We start from the raw sequence: 19,961 nt of genomic DNA on the forward strand, positions 1-19,961 counted from the left end.
GGCGTGGATGGCCGGGTCAAGCCCGGCCATGACGGAGAGCGTCGTCAAGCCCCGCTCATTTATCGCCCGGCGCGCTCGCGAACGCACTCTCGATCACGTCGCCGATCGGCTGCCAGGCGTTTCCGTCGAATTGCACCAGCCGCATCTGCTTGATCGGATGGAAATCGGCTGGCCCGGTATTCATCGCAATTCCCGGAAGCGCGATCGGGCTCTGGTAATTCCGTAGGGACGCCGCCTGCCGCATGATGTTCTCGCGCGACAGGTCGTCGCCGCACTGGGTCAAGACCTGGACCAGGGTTGCCGCCGCCGCATAGCCGAATATCGCGTTGCCATCTTCCTTGTCGCCATCAGGGTAATATTTGTCCATGAAGGCCAGCCAGTCCTTGATGGTGGGGTCTTCCTTCCAGGTGGCATCGCTTGCGTCCTTCAGGAACGAGGTGGAGATCACGCCGACTGAATTCTGAAGTCCCGCCGGTCTCAGCGCGTTCGCGATCGAAGCTGCCGCATTGACCAGCAGCAACTGTGGGTGCCAACCGAGCTCAGCCGCCCTGCGGATCGCACGCGCCGAGATCGGCGGGGCGCAATTGAGCACGAGCACTTCAGCGCCGGAGTTCTTGAGGATGTCAATTTGGGTATCGATCGACATGTCGGCATCGATGGCGATGTCGGCCACGATCATGTTGGCGGTGAGACCGAGCCCTTCCTGCAATCCCCGGAACAGATCGCGGCCGAACTGGTCGTTCTGCCAGAGCACGGCGATCTTCCTGCTCGGATAGGCGGACTGGATGTAATTGGCGTAGATCCGGCCTTCGGCGCGAAATGTCGGCTGCCAGCCCATCGTCCACGGAAATCGCTTCGGGTGCGCCCACTCCTCGTCGCCAGAGGCGACAAAGAGCTGAGGGATATTCCTCTCATTGAGATAGGCTCGCGTCGCCAGATTGCTCGGCGTGCCGAACGATCCGAACATCAGGTGCACGCGCTCCTGCTCGACCAGTTCACTTGTGTGCTCGACCGCCGTTCTCGGATTTGAGCTGTCATCGCGGGAGATGAACTTGATCTTGCGTCCATTGATGCCGCCGCGCTCGTTGATCATGTCGAAATAGGCGGCCTCCGCCCTTCCGATCGAAGCGAACGCGGCCAGCGGCCCGGTATAGGGCATAATATTGCCGATGCGGATTTCGGTGTCGGTCACGCCGGCGGCGTGGGCCGGCTGCAGGGCGGCCAAGGCAACTGCCAACATTGCGGCGACGGGATACAGCGCCAGTCTGGCTTTTATTATTATTTGCATCAACATGGCCTCGAACGCCAAGCTGCCAAGAGCTTGTGACGCCAACCCAGCGTCCACGATAATAGCCCGCAAAATCGGGTTGTTGAAATCACATATTGGGCAGGCCGTAGGATGGGTGGAGCGCAGCGATACCCATCAATGACACCGCTCGAAGTTGATGGGTATCGCTTCGCTCCACCCATCCTACACGTCAACGCAGCGCGATATCCAGCCATCCCAATGCATTGACCGTGACGCGGTCGCCAGTATCGACCAGCACGGTCGTGGTTTCGGCCTCGATGATCGCTGGGCCGGTCAAGGTGTGGCCCGGCTGCAGGGCATCCAGCGCATAGACTGGAACTTCGCGCCAGTCGCCGAAGAAGGCCTGCCGCCGGCTGCGCGGCGAACAGGCGCTGGACGCCGCGGCCTCCCGCGCGCCCTCGTCCTGCCGAGCGACTTCGCCGACGGCGGCGACGCGGGCGTTGACGAAGACGACCTCCTGGCCACGCGAGGCGTAGGTGTACAATTCCTCGTGTCTGATATGAAAGTGGTCCTCGATCTCCTCGACGAGATCGGCGGCGTTCCAGGCGAGACCGTCGAGCGATACGTCGATCTCAAAGATCTGCTCGCCGTAGCGCATCTCGGCGGAGCGTTCGATTGAAATCTTTCCGTTGAACCATGAGCGGAGCCGGCCGGCGGCCTGTTGCTCCAGTCCGGCAAAGAGCTCGCGCACTTCATCGGCGGTGATGCGGGCGGCCGCACCGTAATGCGTGCGGCTGACTTCGTAGCGGAGATCGCTGGTCAGCATGCCCCAGGCCGACAGCACCGAGGCTGCCGTCGGCACGATGATGCGCTTGATTTCCAACTCGCGCGCGACTTCGGCGGCGTGAAGGCCTGCGGCACCGCCGAAACTCAGCAGCGCGAATTTTCTGGGGTCGACGCCACGGCGCAACGTCATCAGGCGGATGCCGTCGGCCATGTTCAGATTGATCATGCGGTAGATGCCGGCGGCGGCCTCGACGCGCGACAGATCCATCGCCTTGGCGATGCGGTCGACGGCAGCTTCCGAGGCGGCACGATCGAGCGGGCGCTTGCCGCCCATGAAGGCTGTGGCATCGAGATAGCCGAGCACGACATTGGCGTCGGTGACGGTCGCAGCCTGCCCGCCATTGCCGTAGCAGGCCGGGCCCGGCACCGAGCCCGCGCTTTCCGGCCCCACCCGCAGCGTACGGCTGGCATCGACGCTCGCGATCGAACCGCCGCCTGCGGCGATGCTCGCAATGTCGAGGCTGCGCAGCGCGATGCGCTGGCCGGCCAGCATGCCGTCGGCGGACAATGATGCCTGCCCGCCTGAGATCAGCGAGATGTCGGTCGAGGTGCCGCCCATGTCGAACGGGACGAGATCAGGGATGCCGACCAGATCAGAACAGCGCCGTCCGCCCGACATGCCGCCCGCGGGGCCTGACAGCACGGTGCCCGCGGCAAGCCGCGAGGCTTCCTCGACCGGCGCCATGCCGCCATGCGACAGCACCACAAAGAGGCTGCCCTTGAAGCCGGCCTCGGTGAGACGCGCTTCGAGGTTGGTCAGATAGCGCCGCACGATCGGCTCGACATAGGCGTTCACGATCGTGGTCGAGACGCGCTCATATTCCTTGATCTGCGGCAGCACGTCGCTGGAGCGCGAGATGTTGATGCCGGGCAGCGCCTGCTTCAGCCGTTCGACAGCGGCGAGTTCATGCACGGGATTGAGATAGGAATGCAGGAAGCACACCGCGACCGAGGTCGCGCCCGATTGCCTGATGCCGGCGATGGCGTCGTCGAGCGATTTTGGATCGAGCGGAATCAGAACCTCGCCGTTCGCCTTGAGCCGCTCCCTGACGCCAAAGCGCCGTTCGCGCGGCACCAAGGGTTCCGGCGGCGGCGAGCGCAGGTCGTAGCGATCGGGCTTGAGGCCCTCGCGCATCTCGATGACGTCGCGATGGCCTTCGGTGGTGATGAGCGCGACCTTTGCGCCCTTGCGCTCCAGGAGCGCATTGGTGGCAACCGTGGTGCCGTGAACCAGCCGGTCGGTCGCGGTCAGCATTTCTGCGCGCGACACGTTCAGCCGCCGCGCCAACTCTTCCAGACCCGCCATCACGCCCAGCGATTGATCCGCCGGCGTCGATGGCGATTTTGCGAATACGGTCCGCCCGCTCTCGTCGGTGGCCACGAGATCGGTGTAGGTCCCGCCGACGTCAACGCCTATCCTGAACATCATGAGGACGCCTGCTCCGCCACGACGTCCGTCAGGCCCTGCTCGCGGTCGCGTTGACGCGCCTCTTCCGTTCGCTTGTTGGGCGGTCCCCATCCGCCTCCGCCGGAGGAGCGTATTTCGAGGCAATCGCCGGGGCGCAGTTCGATGCCGACTTCCTTGGTGCGCAACACGCGCGGCTCGCGGCCTTCGGAAAGAAGGCGATAATGATGCGGCTTGCCGTCCTTGCCGCCAAGCATACCGCAGGGACCGTGGCGCGCGCCGTCGCCCGCGGTGTTGCCTTTGGCGATCTTTTCCGTCTCCAGCACCAGATCGAGGGAGACGCCGAGACCGCCGCGATACTGGCCGTGGCCGCCGGAGCCGGGGCGGAACTCATGCTGCCGGAAATGCAGGGGAAAGCGCACCTCGGCAACTTCGAGACTGCCGAACTTCAGCCCGCCGACCGAATGCCACTCGCCGATCGACGACCAGCCGTCGCCGCCCGACGACGCGCCGCCGCCGGGGCGCGCCTGAAACAGGTGCCAGATGAAATTCCTGCCGGTGCGCGGGTCCTCACCCTGGATCGCGATCCGGAATCGGCGGCTCCAGCCGGCCATCGCGCGTTCGGGGCAGGACGCCGACAGCGCCTGCACGATGGCTTCCACGATTTCGTTCGAGGGATGGCTGGTGCAGAGCGTCACCGGCCGGCCTGGATCGGCCCACACCACCGTGCCCTGTTTCGCGATTACCTTCAGTGGACGCAGTGCGCCGGTGTTCTTCGGTATCTCGGCATCGATCAGATAGGCAAACGCCATCGCGACCGCCGCCTGCATGTTGGCGTGCGAGGAGTTCACAAAACTGGTCGACTGCGGGTCGGAGTCGGAGAGATCGACCTCGACGTCGCTGCCTTTCTTGGTCACCTTGGCGGCGATGCGGATATCGCTGCGGCCATGGCCGTCATCGTCGAGAAACGACTCGCCATGGAACACGCCATCCTTCCAGGTCGAGACGACAGCCCTCGTCTGCTGCTCCGTCGCGTCGAGGATCGCCTCCATGGCGGCTTCCACCACCGGCGCGCCGAATTCAGCAAACAATCGCGACAGCCGCCGCTCGCCGAGATGCGCTGCGCCCAGCATCGCCGCAAGGTCGCCGCGGAATTCGCGGGGGTTGCGGATGTTCAGCGCAAGCAAATCGAGCAGGTCGTCGCGAAGCTTGCCTGCTTCATAGAGCTTGATCGGTGGGACGCGCAGGCCTTCCTGATAGATCTCGGTAGCGGCTGGGTTGTAAGCGCCATGGGTGGCACCGCCGATGTCGCTCTGATGCGCGCGCACGATGGTCCAGAGCAGACGCTTGTCGTCGGCGAAGACCGGGACGAAGGCAGTCAAGTCAGGCAGATGACTGCCGCCATGATAGGGATCGTTGAGCAGGATGACGTCGCCGCGTTGCACATCCTTGAACCGCTCCTCGACCGCGAGCGTCGCCCAGGGCAGCGCGCCGACATGAACCGGCAGGTGATCAGCCTGCGCGATCAGGCGGCCGCTCGTGTCGCAGATCGCCAGCGAAAAATCGCGGCTGGAATTGAGGATCTGCGAATAGGAGGTGCGAAGCATCGCCTCGCCCATCTCTTTCACGATCGAACTGAGGCGGTGCTGGACGACGGAGCGCGTGATGGGATCGATCTTGGCGGACATTCGTGGCCGTTATTATTCGTTTCGTAGGATGGGTGGAGCGAAGCGATACCCATCACTATCACGCGCCGCAGATGATGGGTATCGCTTACGCTCCACCCATCCTACGCAGCATCAGAGCGTGCGTGCGACTTCCTCAAGCGCGCCCGAGGCCGCATCGATGATCGCATGTATATCGGTGTCCGTCATCGGGGTTGACAATGCCATCAGCCCGTTACCCGCGGCCAGCACGCCACGATTGAGAAATGCGCGATTGAATAGCGCCTGACGCCGCGCCTCCTCCTCGCTCAGGTAGGCCGAGCGATAGTCGCGGACCGGGCGGTCGGCGAAATGAATCTTGAGCAGCGAACCCAAGCCCACCGTGCCGCCGGGCACGCCGTGGTGCTTGAACGCGGCGCCGATGCCGGAGCGAACCGCCTCACCCATCGCATCGAGCCGCGCAAAAGCCGCGTCGTCGAGCAGTTCCATCGCAGCGATCCCTGCGCGCATCGTCACCGGATTGGCGGAGAACGTGCCGCCATGCGGCAGCGCCGGCTTGCCCGGGCGCGGATCGAACACTGCCATGACTTCTTTTTGGCCGCCGATGGCGCCGACCGGAAAGCCACCGCCGATAATCTTGCCGAGCGTGGTCAGGTCAGGGTCGATATTCCAGATGCCCTGCGCGCCGCGAAAGCCCAGGCGAAACGTGATGACCTCGTCGAAGATCAATAGCGCGCCGACCTCACGCGTCACCTTTCGCAGCGCCTCCAGATAGGCCCGGTCCGCCGGCGCAAGACCGGCACGGTTGGGCATGGGATCGACCAGCACGCAGGCGAGCTCGGGGCCATGCTCGCGGATCAGGCTGACGGCCGCTTCGGTATCGTTGAAGGGAATGGTGATGACGTCAGCCAGCACATTTTCGGGCGTACCCTTGGCGTAGGCGACCGATACCGGCGCGTTGCGGCCCCAGGCTTCCGGTGTCGGATCGAGGCTCACCTCGGCGTAATCATAGGAGCCGTGATAGGCGCCTTCGCATTTGGCGATTTTTGGACGGCCGGTATGCGCGCGCGCCGCCTTCAGCGCCATCATCACGGCCTCGGTGCCGGAATTGGCAAAGCGGACCTGATCGACCGACGGCAGGCGCGAGACCAGCAGTTCGGCAAGGTCGACCTCGGATTCCGTCGGCAAGCCGAACGCTGATCCCAGCGCAAGTTGGGCCGTCGCTGCTGCTATCAGGGCGGGATGCGCGTGGCCGTGAATCTGCGACGTAAAATTGTTGATGCAGTCGATGTAGACGTTGCCGTCGAGATCCCAAACCCGGCAGCCCTCGCCGCGCGCCGCGTAGATCGGATAGGGCTTCATGAAAACGGTGGTGCGGGTGTTGCCGCCGGGCAGGCTCGCCAGCGCGCGATCGTACATTTTCTGCGATGACGAGTTCGGATCCGGGTACATGCGTGTTTCCTTACCTCATCGTAGGGTGGACAAAGGCGCATAGCGCCGTGCCCACCATTCCAGCGTCCGGTGCAAGCGATGGTGGGCACGCTTCGCTTTGCCCGCCCTACGTATATATCAAAAACACAATTATCCCGACGATCAAGGTCGCTGCCATGAATAGCAGCACTGCAGGCAGGCCGAAGATCGTCGCGACCACGCCCGTCGTCGATTGCATCAGCGCTGTGCCAAGGAAGAACGCGAGATTGATCGCAGACAAGGCCTTGCCGGCATTCTGCGCGCCGGCCAGTTGTTGTGTCATGCCGAAGAGCAGCGGCTGCGCCGAGATGGCGAGGCCGATCAGCACCAGGAGCACGCCGTCAAATAGCGGCGGCAATGCGGTCACGCCGAACAGTTCCGACAGCGGATAATGCGGCGCGCCGGCGGCCATCAGAACGAGCAACAAGGCTACGAGGGAATGGGCAGCGGCCAGGAGCTCGCGCCGGTGGCCGATGGTGCGATCGAGAATTCCCACCAGCACAGGGCCTGCGATCAACGCGAGCGTGAACAGGCCAAGCGCATTGCCTGCCTCGATGCGGCCAAGCGCCTTAATCTCCATCAGCCACGGCCCTCCCCACAATCCGCGCAACACCAGCGTCGCCGCCAGCGAGACCAACGCCAGCGCGATCAAGCCGCGAAGCGGACGCGACAGGCCAATTCGAAGGACCTCAGCCATTTGCGACAGCGGCGAGGAATTATCCGCGTGCGCAGCCGGTTGGTTCGGAACCAGTGCAAACACGGCAACCGCCACCACGGCGCCGAAGCCCGCGGAGATCCAAAATCCCGCGCGCCATCCCCAGAGCTCGACGACAAAGGCCAGCGGGCTCGCCGACAGCAGCATGCCGATATTGCCGATCGAGAGAATGATCCCGGACCACAGGCCGAAGCGCGCCGCCGACATCTGCTTGGCGGCAAGCGTCATCGGGCACATCAGCATGCCCGAGGTGGCGACGCCGAGCAGGAATTGCCCGAACACAAAACTCTCCGGCCCGGTGGCCAGCCCCGACGCCAGCGCGCCGACGATGGTTCCCGCGAGCAGGCTCAGGGAAACCGGGCGCACGCCAAAACGATCCATCGCGGCACCGACCGGAATCTGCGAGGCGGCGAAGGCGAAATGATAGACCGAGGTGAGGCTCGCCAGCGTCTGCGGGGCGGTAGCGAAGTCGGCCGCCATCACGTCGAGGCTGATCGCCGGAATGGTCCGCAGCAGCGTCGACAGCATGTGGCCGCAGGCCAGCGCCAGAAGCGCAAAAATCAGTGCGCGGATGTTTATCCCCGCGTCATCGGCCTTGCCGTCCATGAGCCGTCTCGCCCCAAAAACTGTTTGGGGCGAGGTATCACCAATATGGTGGGAACGCGAATCCGGCCGGGCTGCGACGATCAGTTCCGGTGGAACACCAGTGTCCGCAGCTCAATGCTCTCGCGCGGGGCAGCGTCGGCGGGCGTGGTCGGATCGATGAAGGCCGTGTGCGGCCCGAACCGCGTGCGGCCGTCGGTTGCGGAATCGTAGCACTTCAGCAGCAACGCCTCGTCGGTTCGCATTTCCGGGATGTAATACCAGCGATGGTTCGGGTTGTATTTCACGGAATAGGTTTCGCCGCTGCGGTTCGGATAGATCAGATCGGAGGCGACGAGATCGCCCGCCTCGACCGTCTGGCCGTCGGCCATCGCAAGCGGCGCATCGCGCAACGGCCCCCGGATCGGCCGCCACACATTGATGACCTGCACGCGCCCCTTCAGAAGTTCGTCCGCCTCATCGGGCAGATGCTCCCGAACGCGGTTGGCGCCGGACTTGTCGGTCTGGTCGACGTGGACCCGCGTGGCCGGTTGTCGCGGTCCGGCGCCCCTGACATCGGCTGCGCCGTCCACGCGCTTGCGCACGGTGTGGTCGAAGATGAAGACGCGGTCGGCTTTGAGCGTCGCCTTCAGGAAGGCTTCCACGGCAGGGTAGTAGACGCCTCTTACTTCCTTGTCGTCGTAGAAATCCTTGACGATGGTGGGATGGCGGACCAGCGCGAAACCCTCGCGGTCCAGCGAGAGATTGCCTGATATCAGGCGCGCATCGAAGATCGGGACGTTGTGCGGTTCGGGCAGCGCGGTGGATTTGGGTTCGCCCGGCGGCGGATCGAAGGCGTAGGTGCGGGGCTTTCCCGGTGTCGGCGCGAGATAGTTCAGCTCGGCAGTGACAAAGGGAAGCGATTCGAGTTTTGCTTGCTGCAGGCCCATGGTGCTGGACTCCATTGTTTGTTCTGTTTCATTTCGGACCCGCCGTCGATCACCACAAGGCACTTACGAAAATAGCAAGTTTGTCATTCCCGGCCGCAACAAAAAGGGAAAATCCTTGCCTGAAGCGCCGGCCGAACCGGACAGTATTTCCAATCTTCACGCGTCCGTCATCACCCGCGAGCGGCGCGTTACAGGCCTGCCCCTTTGCCGATGGCATCGGAAAACGACCGGTCGACGATATCGGCCGCGTTGAGTTTCTGCTTGATCAGCCCCGAGCGGAGATAAAGATCGATGGTCTTCTGCTCATCCGCGATGACAGCGTCATCGATCGGCGTGATCCTGATCTTCGCCCGAGTCAGCCAGTTGAGCGGCACCGATGTGGGAATGTTCATGAGCTTGCCCCAGGTCTCGGCATAGCTGCTCACGTTCCCGGCCGACCATGCCCGCGCCGCGGCGAGACGGCGCACGAAATCTTCAAGCTCGGGCCGCTTCTCTTTGATGGCAGTGGGCGTCGCGACCTGGAAGCCCAGGCCGGGCGTGAGGCCCTCTCCCGTGATGACGCGGCGGGATTTGAACAGCACTTCTTCCTGGCTGACATAAGGCTCCCACGTCGACCACGCGTCGACCGAGCCCTGCGTGTAGGCGACCTTGGCGTCCGACGGCGCAAGGAATGCGATCTGGACTTCATCAGGCTTCCATCCCCTCGCCTCCAATGCAGCAAGGATCAACTGGTGGCCGATCGAGCCGCGACCGGTGGCGATCTTCTTGCCGCGCAGATCATCGAAACTCCTGATCGGCGACTGCTCCGGCACCAGGACTGCGAGCCCATCCCGCGATTGCCGGACGGCGGCGATCGCCTTCACCGGCACATTGGCGGCAGCCGCGAAGGTGAACGGCGCGTCGCCGACCAGACCGGTTTCGATCGCTCCGGCGCCGAGCGCTTCCAGCAGCGGCGCGGCGGCGGGAAACTCCTTCCACTCGATCTTGTAGGGAAGGTCCTTCAGCACGCCGGCCGCCTCCATCACGGCCTGCGAATTACCCTTCTGGTCGCCCACCCGAAGCGTGGTTTGCGCAGGTGCGAGAACAGCGGAGCCGAGCAACAGTCCGGCGGCAAGTGCGAGGCGGATCATTGTGCGGCCACTCCGTGCGCTGACCGGCGTTCAGCAATGAGTTTTCGCGTCAGCGGAATGAGTTCGCGGCCATACTCGATGGCATCGATCAGCGGATCGAAGCCGCGGATCAGGAAATGGCTGATGCCGAGGTCGTAATAGTCGCCGAACACTTCGGCGACCTGTTCGGGCGTGCCGACCAGCGCCGTGGTGTTGCTGTTGGCGCCGGTCAATTTGGCGATCTCGGTCCACAGCCGCTTGTCGATCCGCGTACCCTGCTCCGCCAGTGCCAGCAGACGCCGGGCGCCTGCGGTCGCATGACCATCGGCAGGCTTGCGATACCCGGTCTTGTCCTGCAGCGCGGTGGCGCGGGCGAGAATTTCATCGGCCTTGGCCCATGCTTTCTCCTCCGTATCGGCCAGGATCGGACGCACCGACAGGCTGAAGCGCGGCGTCGGGCGGCCGTGTCTTGCGGCGGCAGCACGCACGCGGGCGGTGACGTCGCGGACCTGTGCGTAGGATTCGCCCCACAGCGCAAACGTATCGGCGTGCTTGCCTGCCACCTCGATGGCCGCATCCGAACCGCCGCCGACGAAGGTGTAGATACCGTCGGGATGATGGGGCTTCACTTGCGAAAATCCCTTTTCGACTTTGTAATATTTGCCATCGTAATCGAACGGATTTTCGCTGGTCCATTCCGCGCGAAGGATATCGAGGAATTCGCTGGTCCGCGCGTACCGCTCGTCCTTGTCGTCGAGTGTGTTGCCGTCCTGGCGCAATTCGGTGGCATTGCCGCCGGTGATGACGTGAAGCGATACGCGGCCGCCGGAGAGCTGGTCGAGGGTCGCAAGCTGGCGCGCCAGCAGCGTCGGCGCGGTAAAGCCCGGCCGCTGCGCAATCATGACCTTCAGCTTCCGGGTGATGCCGAGAACGTGCTGGCCGATCTGCAGCGCGTCAGGCGTGGTCGAATGAAACGCCAACAGCGCGCGATCGAAGCCGGCAAGCTCGTGCGCCTTTGCCACCGTCTCGATGTGCGTCGGATCGAGAACGGGGCCGGACCGTACGATGGTCTCGGAGGAGTTGTTGTTCGAGATGAATCCGATGAACTCGACGGACATGAATATGGCTCCAGTTTGGGGAAGGTTCACAGGCCGAGCGCGAGGCGGCCGGCGGATGTTCGGGTGGTGTCGTCCTGCGGGGTATGAACACGCCCGCACAGGGCATCGCGATAGTGCCGCTGCAGCGGATTGGTTCGCGACAGTCCGTGATTGCCCGCCAGCGATAACGCATCCTCGACTACGGCGACCGCGTTGTTCGTCACCGTCAGCTTGATGATGTTGGACTCGATGGCGCTGAGCGGCAAATTGTCGTCGAAATCATCAGCAAAACTGCCGATCAGGCGCGCGTTCACCGCAAGCCGCGCCTCGATGCCGCCGAGGATTTCCTGCGCCCGTGGCAAGGTCGCCAGCGGCGCGCCGAGATTCGCAGGGGTGCGATCCCTGAGAAAGCCGATCAGCCAGTCGCGTGCCGCGCGGGCGGCACCGTCGTAGATGGCGGCAATGAAAATGGCGTGGACCGTCGCCTGGGTGAAATCAGGCGTTCGCCACTCGTCCGGCCGGCGGACATCGATCTCGTGATCGAGCGGAAAGACCACGTCCTCGAAAATGACGTCGTGGCTGCCGCTGGCGCGCAGACCGAGATGATCCCAGGTTTCGACGATTCGTGTGCCCGGCAGGCCCGCCGGCACCAGAAACATTCCGACGCGCGTTTCGGCCTCGTCGGTTCTGGCCCAGACGGCATACCATTTCAGGATCGGCGCGCCCGTCGAGTAGATCTTGCGACCGCTCAGCCGCCACCCGGTTTCGGTACGCCGGGCGATCGTCGCGGGCAGCCCTCCCCGCGCCGGCGATCCGAGCTCCGGCTCGACGCGAAGCGCGTTGACCAGAGCAACGCCCTCGACCGTCTCGCGGGCCAGCTTGCGGGACAGCCGGACGGGCCAGCGCGAACTGCGCGCCATCACGAGGTGCTGGATGTAATGCATCGAGAGCACGAGCGCGGTCGACGGATCGGCCTTGCCGATGATCCCGAGGATACGCGCCGCTTCTGCCGCGCCAGCGCCCGCGCCGCCAAGCGCGACCGGGACGGTCAGGGCCAGCAGGCCCGCTTGCGACAAATCCTCGAAGTTTTGAAACGGAAAGCTGCCGTCGCGGTCGTGGATGGGCGCTCGCTCCGCGAATGCCGCGGCGAGAAGCGCCGCGCGTGCCACACGGTCCGGCTCATTCTGCCGTTGCGGCTCTCTCGCCGCTGTATGGCTGGAAGCTGTCACCATGTGGCGTCCAATCCAAGCAGGCTGAGAATTTGCTTGCGGAGGTCCGCGAGGTAGGGATCGCCGCGATGGCGCGGATAAGGCCGATCCACCAGAATATCCGCTTTGACGCGGGCTGGCCGATCGCTGAGCACGATGACGCGATTGGCGAGGAACAGCGCCTCCTCGGCGTCGTGGGTGACGAGCAGCGTGGTAAAGCCCTTGCGTTGCCAGAGCGAAACAATCTCGGCCTGCATGGTGATGCGCGTCAGCGAGTCGAGCTTGCCGAGCGGCTCATCGAGGATCAGGATTTTCGGATCGTTGACGAGCGCGCGCGCCAGCGCCACGCGCTGCGCCATGCCGCCCGATAGCTGATGCGGATAGGCGTTGCGGAACGCCGACAGGCCGACGAGATCGAGCGCCGCGTCGACCCGGTGCCGCTGGCTCTTCAGGATGCCCTGCGCCTCCAGGCCGAGCGCGACGTTGTCCCAGACCGAACGCCAGGGAAGCAAGGTCGGGTCCTGAAACACGACCACGCGGGAGGGATGCGGTCCCCTGATGCGGTTGTCGTCTTCCCGCAGGATGCCGGATCCGGGCTTCTCCAGCCCCGCCACCAGCCGCAACAAGGTGGACTTGCCGCAGCCGGATGGTCCCAGCAGCGCGACGAATTCGCCGGGCTCGATGATCAGATTGATGTCTTCGAGCACCGGGAGTGCGGCGCCATCGATATCGAAGGCATGACTGACATGTTCGACATCGAGCGCCGCGCCGCTCGTGGGATAGGTGACGGCCTCTGCCGTAGCCTGCACTACCATTTGACGACACCTTTCTGCCAGACCAGCAAGCGATCGCGCGTCCGGAACAGCAGTGTGATGGCGCCGGAGCACAGCAGCGACATCACAATGAGTGCCGCATACATGTTGGCGTAGGCCGCCCAGCCTTGCGCCCATTGCAGGTACCAGCCGAGCCCGGCCTTGACGCCGATCATTTCCGCCACCACGAGCACGGCGAACGACGATCCGAGCCCCATGAACAAGCCGACGAAGACGTGCGGCAGCGCCGCCGGGATCGCGACCTTGAGCACGAGGAAGGACGGCTTGGCGCCCAGCGTTCGCGCGACGTCGTAATAGGCGTTACTCACGCTCGCGACACCCGACCAGGTGAGCACGGTTACGGGAAAGCCGGTTGCCAGCGCGATCAGGAACGTGCTGGCGCTCCAGCTCGACGGAAAGGTGAAGAAGGCGATCGGAAGCCACGCGGTTGCCGGCAGCGGTCCGATGAAGCGCAGCACCGGATGCACCCAGTAGCCGACGCTTCGCGACCAGCCGATCGAGACACCGGTCAAAAATCCGACGGTGGCTCCGATGATGTAGCCACCGAGTTGCAGCTTCACCGAGGCAAAGACGCTGTCGAGCAGTTTTGGCAGATCGTCCGTATAGACTTCGAGGATGGCCTGCGGCGGCGGAAAAAACGGCAACGGCAGCCACGCAAACTTTGCGGTCGCGACCTCCCACAGCGTCAGGAACAGGCCGAGCGCGACAAGCCACGGCGCCCGGCGACGCAGGGCCGGCCCCGCGGCCCCGAGGAAATCGGCGCTTAGCGTGCCGAACAGCGCGAACGCTGCCACCACGAATGCCGCAATGCCGAGCGCGTAGGTCCGCGACCAGTCGCCGAGGTCCTGCCACCACAGCGATGACACACCGAACGATACCCAGGCGGCGGCAGCAGCAACCCCGATGCCGGAGCTTTTGAGCCAATCGACGGCCGCTGCCGCGCGGGAGCCCGATGCGCGCGTGCCTTCAACGGAGATCGCATCAGACACTGAATAGGTCGACATAGATCTTCTCCGCGAATTTTGCCGTATCAGTGCTTTGCTTGAAGACGGAAACGGTCTTCAGGTCGTCGGCGTAGGCCTTCAGTTCCCGCTTGAGCACGTCACCGACGGGATGATGGTGGTGGGTGTGGTAGCGCGCCATCGCTTCGAGATCGGCCAGCGTCGCGGTCTTGGGCGCATAGGGCTGGAACGATTTTGCGGCCTTCTCCGGATTTTGCGCGGTGAACATCGCGGCATCGAGCAATGCCCGCGTGACGGCGCGCGCGGCCTGCGGCTCCTCGCGTATCAGGCTGCCGCGAACGCCGACGATGCAGCAGCTCTTGTCGCGGTACTCGCCATCCAGGTTGGAAGCGACTTCCTTGTACTGGCTGTCCTTCAGCCAGAGATGGGCGAGCGGATCGGACGCCAGGAACGCCTGGACCTCGCTCTTCTCGACTGCGAGGTTGAGCAGGTTGCCGGGGTAAGGCCGCCAGTCGACGTCCTTGTTCGGATCGATGCCGAGCTTGGCAAGCTGGATCGAAAAGAAGTTCTTGTCCGGGCCGCCAAGGTCGCCCACTGCGACGATCTTGCCCTTGAGGTCGCTGAGCTTGTCGACGCCGGAATTGGTGCGCGTCAGAACGCGCATGCAGCCGCCATGCGTTCCAGCCACGATCTTGACGTCAAAGCCCTGCTCGAGCGGCTTGAGCCAGCGCAACGCCATGCCGAGCCCCACGTCGCTCTTGCCGGTGGCGATCGCCTCCAGGAGCTGGTCCGTCGAGCCGCTGTAATTGACGAGTTCGACGTCCAGATTCTGCTTCTGGAAGAAGCCGTAATCGATGGCGACGGGCACAGGTGCCAGGCAAACCGCGCCCGCGTTCCAGGAAATCTTCAGCTTGCGTGGCGCGCCTGCGATCGGCGGCGCATCCGACGCGGTCCTGCAGATCGGAAACTCCGAGAAGTCGATCGCCGGTGCTGCGGCGCGAAACGGGAATGCCTGTGCGCCGAAAACGCCGATTGGCGCCGCCAGCGCCGCGATTGCGCCGGAACGCAACAGTGTGCGGCGGTCCAGCACTTGTCTGCCGTGCGGTTTGTCTTCTGACATTGTTCTTCTCCTTATGCGGCAAGCACACGCCCACGCTCGCAGCAAACGCAGGGCGCGCTGCCGCCTGGCACCGTGAATTGTTTGATTTGGCTCAGTCCCGACGAGAGTTTCCGCTTCTCGTTCCGCTGAAGTTGACGCTTGAGATGATGCGCGGCAACAATGGGATCGTCAATAAAATGGAATTTTGAATGTTGAAACGGACGGAGAGTTTATCTCCCTGTTCCTCACCTCCGACGGTCGAACGATTTTCGTACGGCCCGTTTCGGCTCAACGCATAGGCAGAACCACATGCAAGTCACGATGAAGGATAGAGTCGCCGTCGTCACCGGTGGCAGCAAGGGAATTGGGCTCGCCGTCGCAAGGCAATTCGCTGCCTCCGGGGCGAAGGTGGCGATCCTCGCGCGGGGTTCCGCCGACCTGAAGGCGGCACGGGAACTGCTCGCGAAGGACGGCCTCAGGGTTCGCGACTATGTCTGCGACGTCGCCAAGGCTGCCGACATCGCGAAGGCGCACGACCAGATCACAGCCGACCTCGGCCCGGTCGACATCCTGATCAACAACGCGGGTACCGCGCGGACGATGGCGTTCGAGAACATCAGTGACGAAGCCTGGCAGGAAGACCTCGACCTCAAACTGTTTGCGGCGATCCGCTTCTCCAGGCTGGTCTGGCCAGGCATGAAGGCGCGCAAATGGGGCCGCATCATCAACGTGCTCAATACCTACGCCAAGGCGCCGGCGGCATCCTCGGCCCCGACCTCGGTATCGCGGGCGGCCGGCATGGCGCTGACCAAGGTGATGGCGAGCGAAGGCGGCGAGCACAACATCCTGGTCAATGCCATGCTGGTCGGCTTGATCATGAGCGATCAATGGGTGAAGCGGCACGCCGCGCAGGCGCCGGACATGGATTTCGAGGTGTTCGCGAAAAACCTCGCCAAGGGCACGCCGCTGGGGCGCATCGGCACGGCGGAGGAATTCGCCAACCTCGCCTGCTTCCTCGCCTCCGAGCAGGGATCGTTCATCACCGGCACGGCCATCAATGTCGATGGCGGCCGCTCGCCGGTGGTGTAGGCCGAGATCGCTTTTGGTCAATCCGTCTCTCGTGTCCCGGACGCGGTGCAGCGCCTCTTCAGCGCTGCTCCGCAGAGCCGGGACCCAGGGGCCGCATTGGACCCCCGATCAGCAGCGCACCACGCCGCAAGTCATAGCGCGTCAAAGACATCGCGTAAACGCGCTGATGGCGTTGCGCAGCATCCGGGGCACGCCAGCCGCCAAACAAAAAGGCACCCGTTACCGGAGGCCTTTTCGCTTTTCTTAAACCGCGTCCTTGGCGGCCTTGACCGGGCGGGCCCGGACGATCTTGCGGGCCGGCTTGGCCTTGAACATCATTTCCTCGCCCGTGAAGGGGTTGGTGCCCTTGCGAGCCTTGGTCGCCGGCTTCTTGACCACGACGAACTTCGCGAAGCCGGGGACGAGGAACACCCCGTTCTTCTTCAGCTCCTTGTGACCGACGTCAACGAGCGCTTCCATCACGCCCTTGACCTCTTTCTTCGAAACTTCGGTGGTGGTCGCGATCTTCTCGATCAGCTGCGACTTAGACATTTGGGTAGCCATGGTTGCTCCATTGATTCTGGCACAGGCGACGATATGGCGGAAACCGCCTAAAAAACAGGGTTTCCGACATTCTGCACAACTATCTCGCTAGTCGAGTTGAACTGATTCGTCCAATTTTGGCTGGTTTTTAGGCCTCCGGAGTGCTCCGGAGGCCTCCGGAGCCTATTTTTAGGGGCTGTCGGGCACCTTATCGGCCGTCTTTTCGGACAATCTCAGACTGCGCCCCGGGCCCCGCCGCTATCGTGGCGAGCCAGGATTTTCTACCTGTCTGGCGTAAAATGAGCAGGCCGATTAGCCGGTGAGCACGTTGTTTTCAGGAAGGATTTTCCGCTTCACCCTACGATTAGAAAATGACTCGCGTTCCCCTTCCATCGTAACATCTCACCCAAGGCGGACGCGTGAACGGTCCGCCATCAATATTTGTTCGGAGACTTTGCATGGATTTGACGCGCCTTGAGATCAATCGCCGCACCGCGCTGCTGACGTCGGCGGCCATCGCGGCCAATGTGATCAATCCGATGCGGGCCTTTGCGCAGGAGGCGCCGCGCAAGGGCGGCGTGTTCAACGTCCATTACGGCGCCGAGCAGCGCCAGCTCAACCCGAGCATCCAGGCTTCCACCGGCGTCTACATCATCGGCGGCAAGATCCAGGAAAACCTCGTCGATCTCGACGCCAACGGCCAGCCGGTCGGCGTGCTCGCCGAGAGCTGGGAAGCCTCGCCCGACGGCAAGACCGTGACCTTCAAGCTGCGCCAGGGCGTCACCTGGCACGACGGCAAGCCGTTCACCTCGGCCGACGTCGAATTCACCGCCATGAACATGTGGAAGAAGATCCTCAATTACGGATCGACGCTGCAGCTGTTCCTGACCGCGGTCGAGACGCCTGACGCGCAGACCGCGATCTTCAAATACGAGCGGCCGATGCCGCTGAACCTGCTGCTGCGCGCCCTGCCCGACCTCGGCTATGTCTCGGCCAGGCACCTCTATGAAAGCGGCGATATCAGGCAGAACCCGACCAACCTCGCACCCGTCGGCACCGGCCCGTTCAAGTTCGTCAAATACGAGCGCGGGCAATATGTCATCGCCGATCGAAACGAGAATTACTGGCGACCCAATGCGCCCTATCTCGATCGCATCGTCTGGCGCGTGATCACTGATCGCGCTGCCGCCGCCGCGCAGATGGAAGCGGGCGAGCTGCATTACTCGCCCTATTCTGGGCTGACGATCTCGGACCTCGCGCGCCTCGGCAAGGACAAACGCTTTATCGTCTCTACCAAGGGCAATGAAGGCAACGCCCGCACCAACACGCTCGAGTTCAACTTCCGCCGCAAGGAGCTCTCCGACATCAAGGTTCGCCGCGCCATCGCGCATGCGATCAACGTGCCGTTCTTCATCGACAATTTCCTCGGCGATTTCGCCAAGCTCGGCACCGGACCGATCCCCTCGACCTCGACCGACTTCTATCCGGGTGCGAACACGCCGCAATACCCATACGACAAGGCCAAGGCCGCAGCCCTGCTGGATGAAGCCGGCTTTAAGGCCGGCCGCGGCGGCACGCGCTTCTCGCTGAGGCTACTGCCTGCCCCCTGGGGCGAGGACATTTCGCTGTGGTCGACCTTCATCCAGCAATCGCTCGGCGAGATCGGTATCCCCGTCGAGATCGTGCGTAACGATGGCGGCGGCTTCCTCAAGCAGGTCTATGACGAGCACGCCTTTGACATCGCCACCGGCTGGCACCAGTACCGCAACGATCCCGCCGTCTCGACCACGGTCTGGTATCGCTCGGGCCAGCCCAAGGGCGCGCCCTGGACCAACCAGTGGGGTTGGGAAGACAAGAACGTCGACAAGACCATCGACGATGCCGCGACCGAGGTCGACCCTGCCAAGCGCAAGGCGCTGTATGCCCAGTTCGTCAAGGAGGTGAATACGGAGCTGCCGGTCTGGATGCCGATCGAGCAGATTTTCGTCACCACGATTACGGCAAAGGCCCGCAACCATTCCAACACCCCGCGCTGGGGCTCGGCGAGCTGGCACGATCTTTGGCTTACAGCATGATCCGGAAAAGTGGACACCGGTTTTCCGAAGAGATCATGCTCAGACAAAAAAGAAGGCGGGATGACGAAAGTCATCGCGCGCTGACGCCTTATCCGACAAGATAGGCGTATGCGTATCCTGAGCGTTGCGGGGCGGCGGCTTGCCGCCTCGATCCCGACCCTTGTCCTGATCCTGATCGGCGTGTTCCTGCTGCTGCAGTTCGCGCCGGGCGACACCGTTGACGCCATGATGGCGCAGATGGGTGGCGGGGACGCCGCGACCGCCAAGGAGCTGCGCAAGTTCTACGGGCTCGACCTCTCGATCCCGGCGCAACTTGGCAACTACCTCTGGCGGCTGGTGCGGCTCGATCTCGGCTTCTCCTCGATCTACGGCAAGCCGGTGGCGTCGGTCATTATCGAGCGGCTGCCGCCGACGATTCTCTTGATGACCGCGTCGCTCTCCTTTGCGTTCTTCTTTGGCCTCGTGTTCGGCGTGATCGCAGCCCGCGGCGTCAACCGCTGGCCGGATACGCTGATCTCCACCCTTGGCCTGATCTTCTATGCGACGCCCTCGTTCTGGTTTGGGCTGATGGCGATCGTGGTGTTTTCCGTTTACCTGCAATGGCTGCCGCCGGGCGGGTTCGAGGACATTGGCACGGTTCGGACCGGCATCTGGCGCGTGTTCGATATTGCGAGCCATCTGGTGCTGCCGACGCTGACGCTTGGGCTGATCTTCCTCGCAATCTATCTGCGCATCATGCGCGCCTCGATGCTGGAGGTGCTCAACCTCGACTATGTCCGCACCGCGCGCGCAAAAGGCCTCGACGAGACCCGCGTGGTGACGCGGCACGTGCTGCGCAATGCGCTGCTGCCGATGGTGACGCTGATCGGGCTGCAGGCCGGCACCATGCTGGGCGGATCGGTGGTGGTTGAAAGCGTGTTCTCGCTGCCGGGCCTCGGACGCCTTGCGTATGAATCGGTGGTGCAGCGCGATCTGAATACGCTGCTCGGCATCGTGTTCGTCTCGGCGCTGCTTGTCATATCAGTCAACTTCGTCGTCGACCTGATCTATGCGCGGCTCGATCCGCGCATCACGGCGGGTTAAGGC

16 protein-coding genes are annotated in these 19,961 nt (G+C 63.6%); 3 read left to right on the top strand and 13 right to left on the bottom strand.

From position 1 onward, the window contains the following. Positions 1–55: 55 nt before the first annotated feature. The 12 genes from KIP88_RS01460 to KIP88_RS01515 form a co-directional block, all read right to left on the bottom strand. Entirely contained in the window at positions 56–1,288 is a 1,233-nt protein-coding gene (locus KIP88_RS01460) for an ABC transporter substrate-binding protein (RefSeq protein WP_214486048.1), read from the bottom strand. A gap of 190 nt (positions 1,289–1,478) precedes the next feature. Then, positions 1,479–3,524, bottom strand: a complete 2,046-nt coding sequence (locus KIP88_RS01465) for a hydantoinase/oxoprolinase family protein (RefSeq protein ID WP_249790452.1) — start codon at positions 3,522–3,524, stop codon at positions 1,479–1,481. Continuing rightward, positions 3,521–5,188, bottom strand: a complete 1,668-nt coding sequence (locus KIP88_RS01470; RefSeq protein ID WP_214486049.1) for a hydantoinase B/oxoprolinase family protein — start codon at positions 5,186–5,188, stop codon at positions 3,521–3,523. The genes KIP88_RS01465 and KIP88_RS01470 overlap by 4 nt, the downstream gene beginning before the upstream one ends. 111 nt (positions 5,189–5,299) lie before the next feature. Then, positions 5,300–6,616, bottom strand: coding sequence for an aspartate aminotransferase family protein (locus tag KIP88_RS01475; RefSeq protein WP_214486050.1), 1,317 nt, complete (start codon positions 6,614–6,616; stop codon positions 5,300–5,302). A gap of 106 nt (positions 6,617–6,722) precedes the next feature. Continuing rightward, the gene (locus KIP88_RS01480) at positions 6,723–7,955 is read right to left on the bottom strand and encodes an MFS transporter (RefSeq protein WP_214486051.1); all 1,233 of its coding nucleotides are present in this window, start codon (positions 7,953–7,955) and stop codon (positions 6,723–6,725) included. Positions 7,956–8,035: 80 nt separating this feature from the next. Continuing rightward, complete coding sequence (locus KIP88_RS01485) at positions 8,036–8,881, bottom strand: CmcJ/NvfI family oxidoreductase (RefSeq protein WP_214486620.1); 846 nt, start codon at positions 8,879–8,881, stop codon at positions 8,036–8,038. Positions 8,882–9,069: 188 nt separating this feature from the next. Continuing rightward, positions 9,070–10,011 carry an ABC transporter substrate-binding protein gene (locus KIP88_RS01490; protein WP_214486052.1) on the bottom strand — a complete coding sequence of 314 codons (942 nt, stop codon included), beginning with the start codon at positions 10,009–10,011 and terminating at the stop codon, positions 9,070–9,072. After that, positions 10,008–11,108, bottom strand: a complete 1,101-nt coding sequence (locus KIP88_RS01495; RefSeq protein WP_214486053.1) for an LLM class flavin-dependent oxidoreductase — start codon at positions 11,106–11,108, stop codon at positions 10,008–10,010. The genes KIP88_RS01490 and KIP88_RS01495 overlap by 4 nt, the downstream gene beginning before the upstream one ends. A 26-nt stretch (positions 11,109–11,134) precedes the next feature. Next, entirely contained in the window at positions 11,135–12,319 is a 1,185-nt protein-coding gene (locus KIP88_RS01500; RefSeq protein ID WP_214486054.1) for an acyl-CoA dehydrogenase family protein, read from the bottom strand. Beyond that, entirely contained in the window at positions 12,313–13,110 is a 798-nt protein-coding gene (locus KIP88_RS01505) for an ABC transporter ATP-binding protein (protein WP_214486055.1), read from the bottom strand. Before KIP88_RS01505 ends, KIP88_RS01500 begins: the two co-directional genes overlap by 7 nt. Beyond that, positions 13,104–14,132 carry an ABC transporter permease gene (locus KIP88_RS01510; RefSeq protein ID WP_214486056.1) on the bottom strand — a complete coding sequence of 343 codons (1,029 nt, stop codon included), beginning with the start codon at positions 14,130–14,132 and terminating at the stop codon, positions 13,104–13,106. Before KIP88_RS01510 ends, KIP88_RS01505 begins: the two co-directional genes overlap by 7 nt. Beyond that, positions 14,110–15,210 carry an ABC transporter substrate-binding protein gene (locus KIP88_RS01515; RefSeq protein WP_214486057.1) on the bottom strand — a complete coding sequence of 367 codons (1,101 nt, stop codon included), beginning with the start codon at positions 15,208–15,210 and terminating at the stop codon, positions 14,110–14,112. Before KIP88_RS01515 ends, KIP88_RS01510 begins: the two co-directional genes overlap by 23 nt. A 300-nt stretch (positions 15,211–15,510) precedes the next feature. On the opposite strand from KIP88_RS01515, the gene KIP88_RS01520 reads away from it, so the two are divergent. After that, the gene (locus KIP88_RS01520; RefSeq protein ID WP_249790453.1) at positions 15,511–16,278 is read left to right on the top strand and encodes an SDR family oxidoreductase; all 768 of its coding nucleotides are present in this window, start codon (positions 15,511–15,513) and stop codon (positions 16,276–16,278) included. A 243-nt stretch (positions 16,279–16,521) separates the two neighbouring features. On the opposite strand, the gene KIP88_RS01525 is transcribed toward KIP88_RS01520, so the two are convergent. After that, positions 16,522–16,821 carry an HU family DNA-binding protein gene (locus tag KIP88_RS01525; protein WP_027536409.1) on the bottom strand — a complete coding sequence of 100 codons (300 nt, stop codon included), beginning with the start codon at positions 16,819–16,821 and terminating at the stop codon, positions 16,522–16,524. A gap of 437 nt (positions 16,822–17,258) precedes the next feature. Between KIP88_RS01525 and KIP88_RS01530 the strand changes: the two genes are divergently transcribed. Together KIP88_RS01530 and KIP88_RS01535 are read left to right on the top strand one after the other, a co-directional pair. Beyond that, on the top strand, positions 17,259–18,875 hold the full coding sequence (locus tag KIP88_RS01530; RefSeq protein ID WP_214486059.1) for an ABC transporter substrate-binding protein: 1,617 nt from the start codon (positions 17,259–17,261) through the stop codon (positions 18,873–18,875). A gap of 108 nt (positions 18,876–18,983) precedes the next feature. Further along, positions 18,984–19,958 (top strand): ABC transporter permease, encoded by a 975-nt coding sequence (locus tag KIP88_RS01535; protein ID WP_214486060.1) that lies wholly within the window; start codon positions 18,984–18,986, stop codon positions 19,956–19,958. The last annotated feature ends 3 nt before the right edge of the window (positions 19,959–19,961 follow it).

Source organism: Bradyrhizobium sp. SRL28, from assembly GCF_018596315.1.
Taxonomy (GTDB): domain Bacteria; phylum Pseudomonadota; class Alphaproteobacteria; order Rhizobiales; family Xanthobacteraceae; genus Bradyrhizobium.

What these genes read in the sequence shown, in the direction of transcription:
- KIP88_RS01460 (WP_214486048.1), bottom strand. Translation starts at nt 1,288, where the DNA reads ATGCAAATAATAATAAAAGCCAGACTGGCGCTGTATCCCGTCGCCGCA.
- KIP88_RS01465 (WP_249790452.1), bottom strand. Translation starts at nt 3,524, where the DNA reads ATGATGTTCAGGATAGGCGTTGACGTCGGCGGGACCTACACCGATCTC.
- KIP88_RS01470 (WP_214486049.1), bottom strand. Translation starts at nt 5,188, where the DNA reads ATGTCCGCCAAGATCGATCCCATCACGCGCTCCGTCGTCCAGCACCGC.
- KIP88_RS01475 (WP_214486050.1), bottom strand. Translation starts at nt 6,616, where the DNA reads ATGTACCCGGATCCGAACTCGTCATCGCAGAAAATGTACGATCGCGCG.
- KIP88_RS01480 (WP_214486051.1), bottom strand. Translation starts at nt 7,955, where the DNA reads ATGGACGGCAAGGCCGATGACGCGGGGATAAACATCCGCGCACTGATT.
- KIP88_RS01485 (WP_214486620.1), bottom strand. Translation starts at nt 8,881, where the DNA reads ATGGGCCTGCAGCAAGCAAAACTCGAATCGCTTCCCTTTGTCACTGCC.
- KIP88_RS01490 (WP_214486052.1), bottom strand. Translation starts at nt 10,011, where the DNA reads ATGATCCGCCTCGCACTTGCCGCCGGACTGTTGCTCGGCTCCGCTGTT.
- KIP88_RS01495 (WP_214486053.1), bottom strand. Translation starts at nt 11,108, where the DNA reads ATGTCCGTCGAGTTCATCGGATTCATCTCGAACAACAACTCCTCCGAG.
- KIP88_RS01500 (WP_214486054.1), bottom strand. Translation starts at nt 12,319, where the DNA reads ATGGTGACAGCTTCCAGCCATACAGCGGCGAGAGAGCCGCAACGGCAG.
- KIP88_RS01505 (WP_214486055.1), bottom strand. Translation starts at nt 13,110, where the DNA reads ATGGTAGTGCAGGCTACGGCAGAGGCCGTCACCTATCCCACGAGCGGC.
- KIP88_RS01510 (WP_214486056.1), bottom strand. Translation starts at nt 14,132, where the DNA reads ATGTCGACCTATTCAGTGTCTGATGCGATCTCCGTTGAAGGCACGCGC.
- KIP88_RS01515 (WP_214486057.1), bottom strand. Translation starts at nt 15,210, where the DNA reads ATGTCAGAAGACAAACCGCACGGCAGACAAGTGCTGGACCGCCGCACA.
- KIP88_RS01520 (WP_249790453.1), top strand. Translation starts at nt 15,511, where the DNA reads ATGAAGGATAGAGTCGCCGTCGTCACCGGTGGCAGCAAGGGAATTGGG.
- KIP88_RS01525 (WP_027536409.1), bottom strand. Translation starts at nt 16,821, where the DNA reads ATGGCTACCCAAATGTCTAAGTCGCAGCTGATCGAGAAGATCGCGACC.
- KIP88_RS01530 (WP_214486059.1), top strand. Translation starts at nt 17,259, where the DNA reads ATGGATTTGACGCGCCTTGAGATCAATCGCCGCACCGCGCTGCTGACG.
- KIP88_RS01535 (WP_214486060.1), top strand. Translation starts at nt 18,984, where the DNA reads ATGCGTATCCTGAGCGTTGCGGGGCGGCGGCTTGCCGCCTCGATCCCG.